The 16,891-nt window shown below is 61.5% G+C and carries 12 protein-coding genes, 2 tRNA genes and 3 rRNA genes; 5 read left to right on the top strand and 12 right to left on the bottom strand.

The features are described from left to right. Positions 1 to 61: 61 nt before the first annotated feature. The 4 genes from sod to LAQ58_RS15785 all read right to left on the bottom strand — a co-directional run bounded on the left by sod (position 62) and on the right by LAQ58_RS15785 (position 3,034). The gene (sod, locus tag LAQ58_RS15800; protein WP_224448394.1) at positions 62 to 664 is read right to left on the bottom strand and encodes a superoxide dismutase; all 603 of its coding nucleotides are present in this window, start codon (positions 662 to 664) and stop codon (positions 62 to 64) included. 265 nt (positions 665 to 929) lie between these two features. Beyond that, positions 930 to 1,616 (bottom strand): alpha/beta hydrolase, encoded by a 687-nt coding sequence (locus tag LAQ58_RS15795; RefSeq protein ID WP_224448393.1) that lies wholly within the window; start codon positions 1,614 to 1,616, stop codon positions 930 to 932. Continuing rightward, positions 1,613 to 2,542: a VOC family protein gene (locus LAQ58_RS15790; RefSeq protein WP_224448392.1), complete on the bottom strand. Its 930-nt coding sequence runs from the start codon at positions 2,540 to 2,542 to the stop codon at positions 1,613 to 1,615. Before LAQ58_RS15790 ends, LAQ58_RS15795 begins: the two co-directional genes overlap by 4 nt. A 138-nt stretch (positions 2,543 to 2,680) precedes the next feature. Beyond that, positions 2,681 to 3,034, bottom strand: coding sequence for a DUF8062 family protein (locus LAQ58_RS15785; RefSeq protein WP_224448391.1), 354 nt, complete (start codon positions 3,032 to 3,034; stop codon positions 2,681 to 2,683). 208 nt (positions 3,035 to 3,242) lie between these two features. Here LAQ58_RS15785 and LAQ58_RS15780 point away from each other — a divergent pair, with 208 nt between their 5' ends. Beyond that, positions 3,243 to 4,175 (top strand): universal stress protein, encoded by a 933-nt coding sequence (locus LAQ58_RS15780; RefSeq protein WP_224448390.1) that lies wholly within the window; start codon positions 3,243 to 3,245, stop codon positions 4,173 to 4,175. An 80-nt stretch (positions 4,176 to 4,255) separates the two neighbouring features. Here the strand turns inward: LAQ58_RS15780 and LAQ58_RS15775 are convergent, their stop codons facing one another. Next, the gene (locus LAQ58_RS15775) at positions 4,256 to 5,116 is read right to left on the bottom strand and encodes a hypothetical protein (protein WP_224448389.1); all 861 of its coding nucleotides are present in this window, start codon (positions 5,114 to 5,116) and stop codon (positions 4,256 to 4,258) included. Between the two features lie 97 nt (positions 5,117 to 5,213). On the opposite strand from LAQ58_RS15775, the gene LAQ58_RS15770 reads away from it, so the two are divergent. Then, positions 5,214 to 5,366 carry a hypothetical protein gene (locus LAQ58_RS15770; RefSeq protein ID WP_224448388.1) on the top strand — a complete coding sequence of 51 codons (153 nt, stop codon included), beginning with the start codon at positions 5,214 to 5,216 and terminating at the stop codon, positions 5,364 to 5,366. 227 nt (positions 5,367 to 5,593) lie between these two features. Here the strand turns inward: LAQ58_RS15770 and LAQ58_RS15765 are convergent. The 6 genes from LAQ58_RS15765 to LAQ58_RS15740 form a co-directional block, all read right to left on the bottom strand. Continuing rightward, positions 5,594 to 5,669 (bottom strand) — tRNA-Cys (locus LAQ58_RS15765). A gap of 104 nt (positions 5,670 to 5,773) precedes the next feature. Then, positions 5,774 to 5,895: ribosomal RNA gene (gene rrf / locus LAQ58_RS15760) — 5S ribosomal RNA — on the bottom strand. 178 nt (positions 5,896 to 6,073) lie between these two features. Beyond that, positions 6,074 to 8,988: ribosomal RNA gene (locus LAQ58_RS15755) — 23S ribosomal RNA — on the bottom strand. 224 nt (positions 8,989 to 9,212) lie between these two features. After that, positions 9,213 to 9,284, bottom strand: a tRNA-Ala gene (locus tag LAQ58_RS15750). Positions 9,285 to 9,435: 151 nt separating this feature from the next. Beyond that, a 16S ribosomal RNA gene (locus LAQ58_RS15745) occupies positions 9,436 to 10,908 on the bottom strand. Together the 16S, 23S and 5S rRNA genes with 2 tRNA genes alongside form the textbook arrangement of a ribosomal RNA operon. Before the next feature lie 799 nt (positions 10,909 to 11,707). Continuing rightward, the gene (locus tag LAQ58_RS15740) at positions 11,708 to 12,016 is read right to left on the bottom strand and encodes a non-histone chromosomal MC1 family protein (RefSeq protein ID WP_224448387.1); all 309 of its coding nucleotides are present in this window, start codon (positions 12,014 to 12,016) and stop codon (positions 11,708 to 11,710) included. Positions 12,017 to 12,257: 241 nt separating this feature from the next. On the opposite strand from LAQ58_RS15740, the gene LAQ58_RS15735 reads away from it, so the two are divergent. After that, positions 12,258 to 12,455, top strand: coding sequence for an AbrB/MazE/SpoVT family DNA-binding domain-containing protein (locus LAQ58_RS15735; protein ID WP_224333490.1), 198 nt, complete (start codon positions 12,258 to 12,260; stop codon positions 12,453 to 12,455). 81 nt (positions 12,456 to 12,536) lie between these two features. Beyond that, on the top strand, positions 12,537 to 13,592 hold the full coding sequence (locus LAQ58_RS15730) for a quinone-dependent dihydroorotate dehydrogenase (RefSeq protein WP_224448386.1): 1,056 nt from the start codon (positions 12,537 to 12,539) through the stop codon (positions 13,590 to 13,592). A 126-nt stretch (positions 13,593 to 13,718) separates the two neighbouring features. Here the strand turns inward: LAQ58_RS15730 and LAQ58_RS15725 are convergent, their stop codons facing one another. Further along, a complete protein-coding gene (locus LAQ58_RS15725) occupies positions 13,719 to 16,307 on the bottom strand; it encodes a valine--tRNA ligase (RefSeq protein ID WP_224448385.1) in 2,589 nt (862 codons plus the stop codon). A 125-nt stretch (positions 16,308 to 16,432) separates the two neighbouring features. On the opposite strand from LAQ58_RS15725, the gene LAQ58_RS15720 reads away from it, so the two are divergent. Next, entirely contained in the window at positions 16,433 to 16,882 is a 450-nt protein-coding gene (locus LAQ58_RS15720) for a pyridoxamine 5'-phosphate oxidase family protein (RefSeq protein WP_224448384.1), read from the top strand. The last annotated feature ends 9 nt before the right edge of the window (positions 16,883 to 16,891 follow it).

Here is a 16,891-nt window from a genome sequence, read left to right as displayed (position 1 = left end):
CAGGCCTGCGAGACGCAGCGGTGGGAAAAACGGAATGTGGCTTGTCGAGCCGCCGAGCCGTCTATTCGAACAGTTCGAGGGCCTGCTCGTAGCGTGCGCTGGGTTCGTCCCAGTCGACGACCTCGAAGAACGCGTCGATGAAGTCGCCGCGCGCCGGTCCGTAGTCGTAGTAGTACGAGTGCTCCCACACGTCGAGCGCGACGATGGGGTGCGACCCCCAGAGTGCGCCCTGGTCGTGCTTGTCGACGACGACGTTGCGCAGCTGGTTCGAGAACGAGTCGTACACCAAAAGTGCCCAGCCCGAGGCGTTCTTCGCGGCGGCCTCGAACTCGCCCTTCCACGCGTCGTAGGAGCCGAAGTCGGTCTCGATGCGTTCAGCGAGCTCGCCCGACGGCTCAGAGCCGCCCTCCGGCGACATGTTCTGCCAAAACAGGTCGTGGAGGATGTGCCCGCAGCCGTTGTGGGTCACGTTGCGCAGCGCGCTGCCCGACGACCCGAAGTCGCCGGACTCGCGGTTCTCTGCGAGTGTCTCTTCCGCCGAGTTCCAACCGTTGACGTAACCCTGGTGGTGGGTGTCGTGGTGCCACGTGAGCACCTGCTCGGAGATGTGCGGTTCGAGCGCGTCGTAATCGTACGGGAGTGGGTCGAGTTCGTAGTCGCTCATATGTATCGACAGTTCGAACTGGGGACTGAACAGCTATGAAGATTCTCTGGACGAAATTTAAGTAGAAAATCTGTGATTTCGGGAATGGGCTTCGTGGCCGCCTCCACCGGATAGAGCGAAGGGGAGGAGATGACCGGTATCGGTCGCTGACAGGAGTTCGTTTCCGCTTGCGAGACGGTTATCAGGAGCACCGACTTTCGTGCGAGTATGAGCCAGAACGGAGACGACGACGGTAACTGACCACGATTCACCGCGACCGACTGCGCTAGGAGGGAGGCCCTGCGACGCTCGCGACCATCTCGTCGACGGCGTGCATCTGGTCGTCGTTGATGTAATGTCCTAAGCCCTCGTACAGCCGTGTCGTCACGTCGCCGCCGAGTCGGCAAAAGACATCTGCTGACGCGTCAATTCGCCCGGGCGTGACGTGCGGGTCGTCGTCGCCGCAACCGAGAAATATCGGCGTCCCGTCGAGCGACCCCTTCTCAGCGTCGAATCTGTCGAGCGTCTCGAACGCGTCGGTCGGCCCGAGGAGTCCGCCGGCGAGCACCGCGAGGCCGCCGTACCGTTTCGGCTGCCGGGCGGCGTACTCGGCGGCGAGACAGCCGCCCTGTGAGAAACCGAACAGGACGCAACGCTTCGGAGAGACGCCCGTCTCGGCCGCGATATCGAGCGCGGTGTCGACGCGGGCGAACGCCGAGTCGAGATACGCGCGTCGGCTCTCGACCGGGGCGTCGACGCCGCCGGGGTACCAGACGCTTCCGCTCGACTTCGGCGCGACGTAGAGCACGCCCCGGTGGTGGAACTCGTCGGCGAGCCGAAGGACGGCGTCGGGCGAACTACCCCGCCCGTGCAGCAACACGACCGCCGCCGTCGTTGCGGCGGGGGGCGCACCGGCCGTCGAAATCGGTTCGTCGGCGTGGGGGTCGATTCGGGTGGAAGCGTCGTCAGTCATTCCGGAACGCTCTCGGGGAGTTCGAGCGGCGGCAGTTGCGACGCGATCGTCTCGCGGTCCGCTTCGAACTGCGGCGGCAGCGCGAGGTGTCGTCCGGGTTCGTGGTCGCTGTCGACCAGATCGATCGGTTCCGTCGCCAACTCGAAGAGGACGCCGCCGGCGTCGCGGACGTACAGCGAGTGAAAGAAGTGGCGGTCGGTCACCCGCGAGACGCGGCAGTCACGGTCGGCGAGCAGGTCGCGCCACTCGTGGAGCGCTGCCTCGTCGGGGACGCCGAAGGCGACGTGGTGGATCGTTCCGGCGCCCTCGCGGCCGAACGCGGCCTCCCGATCGAGGACGTCGACGACAGACCCGCGGCCGTCGGCGCGGTAGCGGACCACGTCCTCCTCCTGAGCGACGAGTTCGAGGCCGAACGTGTCGAGCAGACTCGCCGTGACGAACGGACTCGCCGAGAGGAGCGAGACGCCGCGGACGCCGCGAATCCCGTGTTCGGCCGGGACGGGACCGCCGGTCCACGGCTCGCTCGGGCCCAGCGCGGTGACGAGTTCGAGATGCGTCCCGTCCGGGTCTGTGAAGGAGACGACCGTCTCGCCGAACCGTTCGTCGATACCGTACTCGACGCCGTGGTCGTCGAAGCGGGTCGTCCAGTAGTCGACGGCGTCGTCGGGGATGGCGAGCGACGCGGCGGTGATCTGGGGGCGACCGACGCGGCCGTCGACCTCCTCGGGGAACGGGAAGAACGTGAGCACCGACCCTTCCGTCCCACGTTCGTCGCCGTAGTAGAGGTGATAGGCGAATCGGTCCTCGAAGTCGACGGTTCGCGTGACGAAGCGCAGACCGAGGACGCCGACGTAGAAGTCGACGTTGCGCTGGGCGTCGCGAACGATAGTCGAGACGTGGTGGATGCCGGGGGTGTCCGAGAGCACGACTGTAGTCGGTACTGAGGGACTCGGGGGAGATAAACCGCCACGGACATCGGTGTTACCGCCCGGGGACTCGCCGACCGGCGAATCGGGACCGCGGTCGCCGCCGTGGGCTCCTCTCGTCCGCGACGCGCGAACGGATCACTCCGGCTCGACGACCGACCGCTCGTCGCTGTACTCGAGCGAGACGGGATGGGCAGTGTGTCTCGCGTGCGTCTCCGCCCACCGGCGGGCGGGCCGTTCGGAGAGGAACTGCTCGCCGTCGGGACACTGTCGACACGTCGCGATCCACGGCGTCACGTCGTCGGGGAAGTGACCCGTGTGGCGCCTGTGGTCGAGGGCGAACTGCTCGAACGACTGGTTGCCGACGTTCAGCTCGTCTAACTCGTAGGCGAGGTCCCACGTGCGGTCGCAGCGCGTACAGTGAATCGTCGGCGTGTCATCGACGTCGGCTGCGGATGGCCGAGCGTCGCGGTCGTCGTTGTAGTCGGACACGACCGCTCGTAGGGCGGCGAGCCACTTCTATCCGGCCGTCCTGTCGCGTCGACGACGCCGACCGTGCAGACTGCGTCACTCAAGGTAACCGCCGACCGCGCCGACTGCGACAACCGCCAACTACGTCTGCCTCGGCGACTGCACCGCCCACGTGCCGTCGCCGACAATTCATGTCGATTGGTGTCATACCTCTACCCGGTGTCCGACCGTGTACGACACGATACTGGTTCCGACCGACGGGAGCGAAGCGGCGATGAGGGCGCTCGACCATGCGCTGCTTCTGGCTCGTGCAACCGACGCGTCGGTTCACGCGTTGTACGTCGCCAACAGCGAACCGGATGAGACGTCGATACCGCCCGACGAGAACGAGACTCGACAGTACCGGGACGTGCTCCGCAGACACGGCGAAGGAGTACTCGACTCGGTCGGTGAGCGAGTCGAGTCAATCCCGGTGGAGACAGAATCGTCGGTAGAGATCGAGTCGCCGGCGACGAATCTCGAAACCGCGTTGCGGACGGGCGTGCCACACGAGGCGATTCTCTCGTACGCCGACGAGCAACGCGTTGACCTGGTGGTGATGGGAACGCACGGGCGCAGCGGACTCCGGCGCTATCTGCTCGGGAGCGTCGCCGAGCGCGTCGTCCGCCTTGCCGACTGCCCGGTGATGACCGTCCACGAGGACGACGACGCCCCGAGTTCCTACCAGCGAGTTCTCGTCCCGACCGACGGCAGCGACTGCGCCGAGGCGGCGGCCGAGCACGCGGTGGCCGTCGCTCGGGCGTTCGACGCGGAGATTCACGCGCTCTCCGTGGTGAACCTCGCCGAAGAGGGCGGCCTGTTCAGCGCAGGCGGCATCGACAGTGCGTTCGTCGAGCGACTCGACGAGAGCGCGCGGGCCGACGCCGACGCGGTCGTCGAGCGCGCCCGCGAGGCGAGCGTCCGCGGCGAATCGACGGTCGTACACGGCGTTCCGCACGAGGAGATCGGCGAGTACGCGACGGCCAACGACGTCGACTTGGTGGTGATGGGGACGCACGGACGAAGCGGCTTCCGGCGCTATCTGCTCGGGAGCGTGACCGAGCGCGTCCTCCGGACGGGGTCGACACCCGTGCTCGCGGTTCGACAGCAGAGCGACCGCTGAGCCATCGCTGGCGAGGTGCTTGAGCGGAGAGAGAAAGGGAAGAGAGAGGAAAGGCGGAGAGACGAAGGCCTTCGTTCGGTTCAGTACCGCGAGGGGAGGTACGCTAGTCCGATGAGGAGGACGACGAGCGAACCACAGAGGATGGTGACGCCCTGGAGCCCCTTCATGTGGCGGTCGAAGGCGGCCATGTCTTCGCGCTGGGCGTTGTAGCTATCCATGTTCTGCGTCAGGTAGACGGTCTCGTTGCTCGGGAAGTACGCCAGATACTGCTCGTTGCCGACGGTGACGGTCGACTCGTCTTCGAGTTCGACGGTGTTGTTACGAGGAGCGGTCCACGTCAGCGTCGCCTCGCTGGCGGTGACGTTCTGGATGGTCGTCTGGTTCCCCTCGTAGTCGAACTGCTGACCCTCGTTGTACTGCGTGCTGCTCGGGTCGGGGAAGAACTGCTCTGCGGGGATGAGCGTCGGGTTCCCGCTGCCGTCGTTGTAGACGACGTACTGCTGACCGTCGCGCGTGACCATCTCGTTGTCGACCGACTGGTTCGCCTGCAGCAGCGCCGTCCGGTTCAGTTCCTCTTGAAGCGCGAACGTATTGGGGTTCGACTCGTTGGGGATGATGACTCGATAGCTCTCGTTGGAGACCGTCACCGAGGAGTTGTTCTCCCACGTCTGCGAGTACTGCGCGGACTGGTTGGTCCACGCGAGTTCGCCGCTTCGCGAGAGCGTCGCCGCGGACCCGTGGTCGCCACCCTCCACCTGCGCGTCGAGCGACGTGACCGTGTACTGCTGGCCTCCTTGGGTGAACTGGTCACCCTGTTGGAGTTCGTATTCGGCGTTCTCGAACTGTATCGTCGGTTCTTCGGCCGTCGCGATGAGCGAGTACGAGGCCGCTCCGACCAACAGGAAGAACGCGACGGAGATAGCTGCGGCGCGTCGTTGCATAGTTTTGGCAAAGGAGAGATGGGGTATAACGGTTACTTTTCGCAGACCCGTCGAGCGGAATCCGACGGGGCGTCGAACGTCAAATCCGAGCGCCCTCATGTCGACTGACAGTCGCCGCCGGACAGTTGTCGCCGAGAACTCAGTCGAGGGAGACGCCGGCGGTCCCGTCGCGGACGCCGGACACCTCGAATCGGGCACCGCCGGCCTCGATCTCGACGACGGGCGTCGCGCCCCCCGTCTCGACAGCTGAGAGCGGAACCCGATACAGGCACTTTACTGCGAGACAGGCCGCGGAAGCCTACGGCTCTGCGATTTCGGTGACGGTGAGTGAACTGCGCGGTTCGGGATACGAAGCTTCGCCCACTGAGAGTACTGGATCGACGAATCGGCCGACAGCAGACAGCTACGAGGTGCGTGGTGCAATCCAAACTACGGAGCCGCTGACAGACTGTCGTCCTCGACTGTGGAATACGGAAAAGCCAAGGGCCGGATTTGAACCGGCGATGGGCGGCTCTGCAGGCCGCTGCGTTCGGCCGGACTCTGCCACCTTGGCGCGTCTGTTTGTACTGTCGTGGTCCGCTTAAGGATAGCGATGTATTTCGAAATAGTGATCGCCCACGGAGCTGTCGCTCGGTGGGCGATGAATGAAGTATGAGTGAGAGGCGGCGAAAACGTGTTCCCAGAGGCTCGCGCACTCCAGTAGTTGCGTTCACGCTGGTGAGCTTAACTTCCGTGTTCGGGATGGGTACGGGTGTTGCCTCACCGCTGTGGCCGCCTTAACGCCGACGAACGGAATCGAACCGTTCTCAAACCACTGTCGGTCATGCAAGACGTTTGCATTGGGCTTTCTGTGACTGTGAAACCGTTGTATACGTGCAATCCAGTAAACGCCTGGACCCGTTCGATCGATCGAACGAATGCAGCGTCTGAAAACCTCATTTCACCATACTCATGCGGTATGAATGTTGGCTGGTCTGTTAGTGCTCGCGGGCTAAACAACTCGTTGCCTCGTTGCGTACACCCCGAGTCTATCGAACTCGTCTTCTACGAGTGACCTTGGTGGTATCTCTTTTCCATGTGGGTTTCGAGCTTAGATGCGTTCAGCTCTTACCCCGTGTTGCGTGGCTGCCCAGCAACTGCCCTGTCGGACAACTGGTACACCAGTGGCAACCAATCGTAGTTCCTCTCGTACTATACGATCGTTCACGTCAGATACCTCGCACCCCCAATAGATAGCAGCCGACCTGTCTCACGACGGTCTAAACCCAGCTCACGACCTCCTTTAATAGGCGAACAACCTCACCCTTGCCTGCTTCTGCACAGGCAGGATGGAGGGAACCGACATCGAGGTAGCAAGCCACCGGGTCGATATGTGCTCTTGCCGGTGACGACTCTGTTATCCCTAAGGTAGCTTTTCTGTCATCGACGGGCCCCATCTATGGGCCTCGTCGGTTCGCTAGACCACACTTTCGTGTCAGCGACACTCGTTAGGAATGTCACTGTCAGGCTCTCGTTTGCTCTTGCGCTCTTCTTCGGGTTTCCGACCCGAATGAGAGAACCTTCGGGCGCGCTCGATATCTTTTCGAGCGCGTACCGCCCCAGTCAAACTGCCCGGCTACCGGTGTTCTCCTCCCGGAGTGAGGGTCGCAGTCACTGACGGGTAGTATTTCAATGATGTCTCGGCGGCCCGCTAGCGCGGGTGCCTGCGTAACGACTCCTACCTATGCTGCACATCAGCGACCACGTCCCAGCGACAGCCTGCAGTAAAGCTCTATAGGGTCTTCGCTTCCCCTTGGGGGTCTCCAGACTCCGCACTGGAATGTACAGTTCACCGGGTCCAACGTTGGGACAGTGACGCTCTCATTGATCCATTCATGCAAGCCGCTACTGAAGCGGCAAGGTACTACGCTACCTTAAGAGGGTCATAGTTACCCCCGCCGTTGACAGGTCCTTCGTCCTCTTGTACGAGGTGTTCAGATACCTGCACTGGGCAGGATTCAGTGACCGTACGAGTCCTTGCGGATTTGCGGTCACCTGTGTTGTTACTAGACAGTTGGAGCGTCCGAGTCACTGCGACCTGCCCTGTGAGGGGCAGGCATCCCTTCTTCCGAAGGTACGGGACTAACTTGCCGAATTCCCTAACGTCGGTTTTCCCGACAGGCCTTGGCTTTCTCTGCCTGAGCACCTGTGTCGGATCTCGGTACGAATATCACGCTCGTCTTTTCACGGGCCCGAGGTTGGATCGACTTTCGCTGTCTCACCGTTCATCCGCTTCGTGCCATGACGGCTTCCACGGATTTTGATGATTCGACCGGACGACTGTCCGGCTCGATCTACCCCCAGGCGTCGACTTTGAGTGGTGATAGCACTGGAATATTAACCAGTTACCCTTTTGTCCTATTCGAATTACGGTAGGACTTAGGATCGGCTAACCCTCGGCTGATTGGCAGTGCCGAGGAACCCTTGCTCATTAGGCCGTCGGGGTTTTCACCCGACTCTCGCTGCTACTGTGACCAGAATTTTCGTCACTGAGCGGTCCACACGAATTCTCACCCGTGCTTCCGCCCGCTCAGAGTGCCGACCTACTGGATTACTCTATAAGAGTACCGCCGGGTCTCGGAAGTGGACTTGAGCCCCGATCATTTTCGACGCCTCAAACCTCGGCCGGTAAGCTGTTACGCTTTTCTTAGAGGGTAGCTGCTTCTAAGCTCACCTCCCGGCTGTTTAGGGCTCGAGACTATCTTCGATTGCACTTAGTCCACATTTTGGGTCCTTAACCCAGCTCTGGGTTGTCTCCCTTACGGTCCACAGGCTTACCCCGCAGACCGGACTCCCAACGTCTACGACGTCTGTAAGTTCGGAGTTTGACAGGGAGGCCGACTCCTCTCGGAGGCGGGTCTCCCAATCGGTCGCTCTACCTCACAGACTATCTCAGTTGAGGTCATGCTTCGACATGTTTCGGTCGGAACCAGCTGTTGCCGAGTTCGATGGGCCTTTCACCCCTACACATGGGTCACGAGAGGGTATTGTAGGACACCAACTCTAACAGGCCTCCACGTGGCTTTCGCCACGCTTCACCTTGCCCCCGTGTAGATCACTCGGTTTCGGGTCGTACCCACGCGGCTCCCCGCCCTTGAAGACGGTGACCCTGGCCATAAGGCTGCGGTCGTATCGGTTTCCCTGTGCCTTCCCCGATAACCGGGTTAGACTCGCCGAATAGGTACACTCTCTGGTTCGTTTTTCAAAACGCACGACGCGACATCGGCTCCTCACGAGTTCTACTGCGGGATCGCTCCCGTGTCGTTTGTCGTGAGGCCTTTCATGCCCCGTCGTTCCATCGCCACCTGATTTCAAGCTCTATTGCACGGTCCTTCTTGGAGTGCTTTTCAGCGTTCGCTCACGCTACTTGTTCGCTATCGGTCTCGAGGAATGTTTAGTCTTGGCTGAGGATGCCAGCCATGTTGACGAGGGATATCCGACCCCCGCTACTCTGGAGTTGGTCCGCGGTCGTTTGTCGACGATACGGGGTTGTCACCCTGTATCACGCTTCGTTCCAGAAGACTTCTCGTCGACAGCAGACCGGTTATGACCAGTCCGAACACCACATTGCCCGTGAGGGCTTCGGTTTGGACTGTGTCGTCTTCACTCGCCGTTACTAACGACATCGCGGTTTGCTTTCTTTTCCTGTCGGTACTAAGATGTTTCAGTTCCCGACGTTCCCCATTGCGCAAAGGCAATTGTGAAGGGATTCCCATTAGGAGATCCTCAGTTCTTTGCTTCCATGCAGCTCCCTGAGGCTTATCGCAGCTTGGCGCGTCCTTCTTCGGTTCTCGAGCCGAGCTATCCACCAGATGGCAGAGTAGCCATACGATGGTATAGTGATGGACACTGTAATCCGTTCAAGTCAATGAACGGGTCCAGTGGACGTCTGGATTGCACGTACACACGGTTTCATAACACGTGCCGGAGTGAATGGTCACGTGTTCAACCCTTCCCACCCACGCTTACACGGGGTGGTGCATCGGTTCTTGCTTCGGATCTGAATCGAGTGTCGTCTCCCACTTAAGGGACACGGTCTTCGATTCAGTCCGAGTCATGGACCCACAGGGATTCGAACCCTGGGCATCCTCCTTGCAAAGGAGGCACTCTACCACTGAGCTATGGGCCCACTCCTGCTTTCGTCTTGATCTCGACGGAGAGCAGGAGCGTCTTTGCGAGCCAACGTAGTTCTAAGGTGCCCGACCGACAGAGCGGTCGTCAGCGAACTCGGGGATGCAATGAAAGGTGTGCCACCCACGTCGGGGTGGTCACGGGTCAGTAGGAGGTGATCCAGCCGCAGATTCCCCTACGGCTACCTTGTTACGACTTAAGCCCCCTTGCGAAGCCCAGATTCGACTTGGGTATCCAAGCCTCATCCGGACCTCACTCGGGTGCTTTGACGGGCGGTGTGTGCAAGGAGCAGGGACGTATTCACCGCGCACTGCTGATACGCGATTACTACCGAATCCAGCTTCATGTGGGCGAGTTTCAGCCCACAATCCGAACTACGACCGGGTTTCTGAGATTACCGCCCTCTTTCGAGGTTGGAACCCTTTGTCCCGGCCATTGTAGCCCGCGTGTTGCCCAGCACATTCGGGGCATACTGACCTACCGTTGCCCGTTCCTTCCTCCGTGTTAGCCACGGCAGTCTCCTTAATGTACCCAACCACCCGGGGGTGTTGCTGGCAATTAAGGATGCGGGTCTCGCTCGTTGCCTGACTTAACAGGACGCCTCACGGTACGAGCTGACGGCGGCCATGCACCTCCTCTCAGTAGCTCAACATAGAGGTCATCAACCTGATGATCATCGCTACTGTCGATGCTGGTGAGATGTCCGGCGTTGAGTCCAATTAAACCGCAGGCTCCTCCGGTTGTAGTGCTCCCCCGCCAATTCCTTTAAGTTTCATCCTTGCGGACGTACTTCCCAGGCGGCCTGTTTAGCGGCTTCCCTACGGCACAGCACCCACTCGTAGTGGGTGCCACACCTAACAGGCATCGTTTACGGCTAGGACTACCCGGGTATCTAATCCGGTTCGAGACCCTAGCTTTCGTCCCTCACTGTCGAGTCCGTCTTCCCAAGGTGCTTTCGCCATCGGCGGTCCGTCCAGGATTACAGGATTTCACTCCTACCCCGGACGTACCCCTTGGGTCTTCCGGCTCCAAGCCGCGCAGTTTCCACCGGACGCCCATCCGTTAAGCGGATGGATTTCCCGATGGACTTACGCGGCCAGCTACGGACGCTTTAGGCCCAATAAAATCGGTCATCACTCGAGCTGCCGGTATTACCGCGGCGGCTGGCACCGGTCTTGCCCAGCTCTTATTCGTGAACCTCCTTACGGTTCACAAAAGCGAGGACTGTATGCCCTCGCACTCGGGGTCCCCTTGTCGCACTGTCGTGCAGTGTAAAGGTTTCGCGCCTGCTGCGCCCCGTAGGGCCCGGAATCTTGTCTCAGATTCCGTCTCCGGGTTCTTGCTCTCACAACCCGTACCGATTATCGGCACGGTGGGCCGTTACCCCACCGTCTACCTAATCGGCCGCAGCCACATCCTACAGCGCCGGAGCGTTTCGAGCACTCTGCATTCCAGCGTGAGTGCGGTATGAACTATTAGCCTCAGTTTCCCGAGGTTATCGTTCTCTGTAGGGTAGTTTGGCCACGTGTTACGGAGCTATCCGCTACGAGTCTGAACTCGTACAACTAGCATGGCTAAATCGGACCCCGATAGCAATGACCTCCGGCAGGATCAACCGGAATGCTCCCGGACACAAGGTCCGGGGGGCGTGGCGGGATTTGCTCTCTTCGAAGAAGAGAGCGAATCACCGTTGTTTAGGTATTGCATGGTCCGAGTTCGGTGACGAGACCGTCGGTCGGTCGGGTGTCACCGAACTACGTTGGCTCACATCAGATTCCGTCTGTACGGCGGACCGCAGGGGCGGAATCCTCATTTCCTTCGGACTTGAGTGGAGGCGATTTGTGGGTATAAACCCGTCGGATTCGCTTCAACCCAGTCCGCGATTGATGGCCGAATTGAACGGCCTCGCAATCGCATCGTGTCTTCTTCCGCATTACCTCCGAATGCCCTGATACACTTAAGGGCATCGGATGCCGATCGTCCCCGGAATCGATATCCGGCGGCGACCTTGGCGTACTTCGACGTGAACGCCCTTAGCATATAAGGGCGTTGTTTCGGGATTGCCACAGGGTTCGTGCGGTGCACGACTTCGGGGCAACCCCGGCCGCCCCGTCACGGGGCGACCGTCGCATTACCAGCGATGGGAGGGTCACATAAAAGACCGTCGAACCGAGAGCGCCTCGTCATGCGATTTCACACCGCGAGAGAGTCAGAGACACGCGACAGTGTCGGACCGAGAAACAACTGAATGGCGCCACGGCTCGACGAAGGAGTGTCGCACGGCAGGAGGTCGACCGATCATCCCACGCGTCGCGCGTGCGGTCTGGCCGAGTGGTAGCCGCGCGTCTGACTCTCCGACCACGCGCTAGAAAATCCTGTCGGAGAACAGCGGCCGCAAAAGATGTCCGGACCGTGAATACTCTACTCTTCGATGTGCTCGATGCCTTTCTTCGAGACGTTCGCCTCGGTGATGTCGTCGGGCATCCAGTCGGGTTTGTTGTCGGGTGCGGTCTCGTTCCACGCCCACCCGTCGTAGATGTGAACTTTGTCCGTCCCTTTCTCCCGAAGGCGAAGCTCCGTCCGGTCGGCGTCCTCCTCGGAACTGCCCGGTTCGAGCCGTCTCGCGGCCTTCAAAGCTGCTTGTCGGGGAGTGTTCCCCGAGAACACGCTCGATTCAGTACCACTCGAATCTCGAAGTGCGAAATTGCGCTTACCGTCTTCACGTACCATGGTTTTCTGGTCTCCATGGCAATCGAACACACGATTTGATATAAATATATCGGCTAAATGAGCACTATTCGACGAAAGATTTAAATATCGCCGTGGCGCGTGCTGGCGATTAGATGCGAAGAAACCGGCGTCGTCGTCTGAGAGTCCGTTCGGATGCCTCGTTTGCGTTCGCGCGCACGCGAGGAGCCAGTGAGACAACACTTATGTATATCCTACGGCGAAGTTCGAGTAGACAACCGCGATGGTCCGGAAAAAGAAGCTCAGCCCGAGTGGTGCCAAAGACGACAACGGCGAATACCACAACGTGCACGTCAACCTCCACGAAGACGAACTCGCCGTTGCCGGTCTTGAGATCGGCGACGAGGTATTCGTCCGTGTTCGCGACAACAAGATAATCATCCAGAAAGCCGACCCGGACGAAGTGGAACACGACTTCTGAGAGCGCACGTATCTCGGTAGCCCTACACGCCGAGCGACGCCTTCGGCGGATTAATGCGGACGCGTCGGCAGCGTACACACGATGCGACTGTACGACGCGACGAAGCCTGCGCTGTTCGCGCTTCCCCCCGAGACGATTCACCGGACGACCCACCGACTGCTCCGCGCCGTACAGCACACCCGACTGGAGAACGTCCTCGCGCGTCGCTACGCCGTCGACGACCCCCGCCTCTGCGTCGACCTGTTCGACGAGTCGTTTCCGAACCCGGTCGGCGTCGCCGCCGGCTTCGACAAGAACGCCGAAATTCCCTCAGTTCTCGCCGCGCTCGGCTTCGGCCACGTCGAAGTCGGTGGCGTTACCGCCGAGCGACAGCCCGGCAACCCTCGCCCTCGGATGTTCCGCCTCCCCGAGGACGAAGCTATCATCAACCGGATGGGCTTCAACAACCACGGGGCTGACGCGGTGGGCGAACGACTCGACGCGGGCGAACTCCCCGACGTGCCGGTCGGCATCAACATCGGGAAGTCGAAGTCGACCCCGTTAGCCGAGGCCGCCGAGGACTACCTCTATACCTACGAACGGGTCGCCGACGCGGGCGACTACTTCGTCGTCAACGTCTCCAGTCCGAACACGCCCGGCCTCCGCGAACTCCAGAACCGCGAGTCGTTAGAGCGCATCCTCGGCGCACTGAAAGACGCCGGGGCGTCGCCCCTGCTCGTGAAGTTCTCCCCGGACCTCCCCGAACCAGCTATCGAGGAAGCGCTCGCCGTCGTCGAAGACCTCGAACTTGACGGCGTCGTCGCCACCAACACGACGACGGAGCGACCCACCTCCCTCCGAAATCCGAACCAAGCGGAGCGCGGCGGACTCTCCGGCAAGCCCATCGAGAACCGCGCGACGAGGACGATACGGTTCGTCGCCCGCCGGACCGATGTCCCGATAATCGGCGTCGGCGGGGTCTCCGACGCGGAGGGCGCCTACGAGAAGATACGCGCCGGAGCGAGTCTCGTCCAGTTGTACACAGGGCTCGTCTACGAGGGACCGAGCGTCGCCCGCGACATCAACGAAGGATTGCTCGACCTGTTGGAACGCGATGGCTTCGACAGCGTCGCGGATGTGGTCGGCGTCGACCTGTAGGAAGTCGAGGACGGGAAGCGGAGGACGGAGGGACAGAGAAGGAGTGAGACAGAGAAAGAATAGACGTTCGCGCGCAACGCCCGCGTGCGGACGGACAGACAACTGCACAGTCACCGCCTCAGTTCTTCAGTTCTGTACGATGACGATTGCGTCGCCCGCTTCGAGCATCTCGCCCTCGCCGGTGTAGCGCCGTTCGCGGTTAACCTTGAACATCTCCGAGCCGAGTTCGATGTCGGCGACGCGCAGCGACTCTCCATCGACTTCGTACTCCCCTACCTCCAAACCGGCCTCTATCTCCGGTACCTGACTGCCGTACTCGGGACCCACGACGGAGTAGTCGAGGTCGATACCGGTGACAACGGACTCGATTTCAGGCTCCTCGTCCAGCGTCGAAAGCGACTCGACGTGCATCACGCGCTGGATGTCCGTCTCGAACCCCGAGACGTTGCCGTACACGTCGACGCGGTCGATAGAAGCGTTCAGCGACAGTTGGGCGTCGCTCTTGTACTTGCGGAGCGCGCCGACGACGGCCATCGCCGTCTCGCCCGCCTCGTGGTCGGCGTCCAGACCGAGCGTCTCGGGCCACTCGGTGTTGTGGATGCTCCGCTCGTCGTACAGTTCGCGCCAGAGTTCCTCGGTGATGTGCGCAAGGAACGGCGCGAACAGTTTGAGGAAGCGACGGTGCGCCGTCTGGAGCGTGTACGCCGCCGACTCGTCGTCGCGCTCTTTGGCGATTTCGAGGTAGTCGTCGCAGAACGTGTGCCAGAAGAAGCTCCGGAGGTGGTCGCGGGCCTTCGAGAACTCCCGGGCTTCGAGTTTCTCGGTGACGAAGCGGACGGTGTCGTCCATCTCCGCGAGCAGCCACCGGTCGATGGCCTTCAGCTCCGGCTGGTCGAGTCGCTCCTCGGGGGTGAGGCTGTCGACGAGTTTCGAGGCGTTCCAGAGCTTTCGGAGCAACTTCTCGCCCGCGACGATGCCTTTCTCATTGTACGGCAGGTCGTCGCCGACGGCGCTCCCGGCGGCCCAGTAGCGCGCGGCGTCGACGGGGTACTCCTCCAACACCTCGTCGGGCGAGACGATGTTGCCGAGCGATTTGGACATCTTCACGCGGTTCTCGTCGAGCACCATCCCGTTGATCATCACCGAGTCGAACGGCACCTCGCCGGTGTGCTCGTAGCACTTGACGACGGTGTGGAACAGCCAGAAGGAGATGATGTCGTGGCCCTGCGGGCGCACGTTGAACGGGTAGATCTCCGGGTGCTCCATCGCGTACTCCTCGCTCTCGGCGTCCCAGTCCCAGCCGGCGTTGATGAGCGGCGTCAAAGAGGACGTCGCCCACGTGTCGAACACGTCGTCCTCGGCGACGAACTCGTCGTGACCGCACTCCGGACAGCTATCGACCGGCGGATCGTCCGACAGCGGGTCGACCGGGAGGTCCTCTTTCCGGGCGATGACCTCGTGGTCGCACTCCGCGCAGTACCAGACGGGGAACGGAATCCCGGAGGAGCGTTGCCGGGAGATGGACCAGTCCCACTGCAGTCCCTCGATCCAGTTTTTGTACCGCGTGAACATCTTCTCAGGGAACCACTCCATCTGCCGGCCCGCCTCGAGATACTCGTCAGTCTTGTCGAGCAGTTTGATGTACCACTGCTCGGTGACGAGGAACTCGACGCTCGTCCCGCAGCGCTCGTGGACGTTCACGACGTGGGTGATGCTGCGGCGGTCCAGCAGTGCGCCGGCGTCGTCGAGGTCCGAGACGATGGCCTCGCGAGCCTCGTCGCGGTCCAACCCGGCGTACTCGTCGGCCACTTCTGTGAGCGTGCCGGACTCGTCGATGGCTATGCGGAGGTCTAGGTCGTGCGCTTGGTACCACTCGATGTCGTTCTGGTCGCCGAACGTGCAACACATCACAATACCGGACCCCGTCTCCATGTCGACGCGGTCGTCGGCGATGATAGGCACCGACTGGCCGAATAGCGGAATCGTCGCCTCCTCGCCGACCAGATGCTGGTTCTCGTCGTCGTCGGGATGGACGAAGACGGCCACGCACGCGGGCAGAAGTTCGGGTCGCGTCGTCGAGATGACGAACGACTCCTCCGAATCCGTGACCTGAAACTCGATGTCGTGGAAGTGGCTCGGCTGTTCGTCGTCCTCGGTCTCCACCTGCGAGATAGCCGTCTCGCACTCCGGACACCAGATGGCGGGCGCGCGCTGGCGATACTCGCGACCCTGCTCGTACAGTTCGATGAACGAGAGCTGCGAGGCGCGCTGGACGCGCGGTTCGATGGTCCGGTAGGTGTGGTCCCAGTCGATGGAGATACCGAGCGCCTGCATCTTCTCGGTGAACTCCGACTCGTACTCGGCGCAGACCTCGCGGCAGAGCTGCTGGAATTCGCGGCGCTCGTAGTCCTGATGCTGGATGTCGAGTTCGTCCTCGGTCAGTCGCTCGGAGGCGATGCCGTTGTCGTCGTAGCCGAACGGGAAGAAGACGCTCTCGCCGCGCATCCGCTCGAAGCGGGCGACGAAGTCCTGCAGCGTGAAGCCGTACACGTGGCCCCAGTGGAGACTCCCCGACACCGTCGGCGGCGGCGAGTCGATGGAGAAAACCGTATCCCCGTCTACTGCGGCGTCGCCGTAGTCGTACGTGTTCTCGTCGAGCCACCGCTCCTGCCACTTTCGTTCCGTGGCCTCCGGGTCGTATGCTCCACTGGGCATTCTCGGACGTGTCTACTCCCCGGACCGCTGTTAAACGCCTCGGTTGGGATACGGAAATCGCGGCCGCGCGGAGCCGAGACGGACGCGACCGGATGATTTTGTGTTGCCATGACGTACCACATAGTATGCAGGGAATCCGCTGGGTGCAACTGAGCACGAAGGAACTGAACGAGTTCCTCGGGACGGGCGGTACAGGCGTCATCTCCTTCGGCGAGGGAGTCGACGAATCACCGTTTACGGTGCCGGTGTCGTACGGCTACGACGCGGAGACGGGGAACTTCTACTTTCGACTCTCGTTCCAACCGGAGAGCACGAAGGAGGGAGTCGTCGACAGGCCCCTCACGTTCGTCGCACACGCCCAGACCGACGATGGTTGGCGAAGCGTCGTGGCGACCGGCACGCTCGAAGACGTGACCGAGGCGTCCTACGAGTCGAGCGCCGTCCAAGGACTGTGGGCGGTCGAGATTCCGGAAGTGGACATCTTCGACCGGCCGCCCGAGGAGATCACGTTCAGAGAGTACCGCCTCGACCCAGAGACGCTCACAGGTCGAAAGGAGGTGAAAACTGGCGAGTGACCGACGAGG

This window comes from Haloprofundus salilacus (genome assembly GCF_020150815.1).
Lineage (GTDB): Archaea > Halobacteriota > Halobacteria > Halobacteriales > Haloferacaceae > Haloprofundus > Haloprofundus salilacus.
Note: the sequence above shows the minus strand (reverse complement) of the source record. Positions and strands in the feature narration are given on the sequence as shown.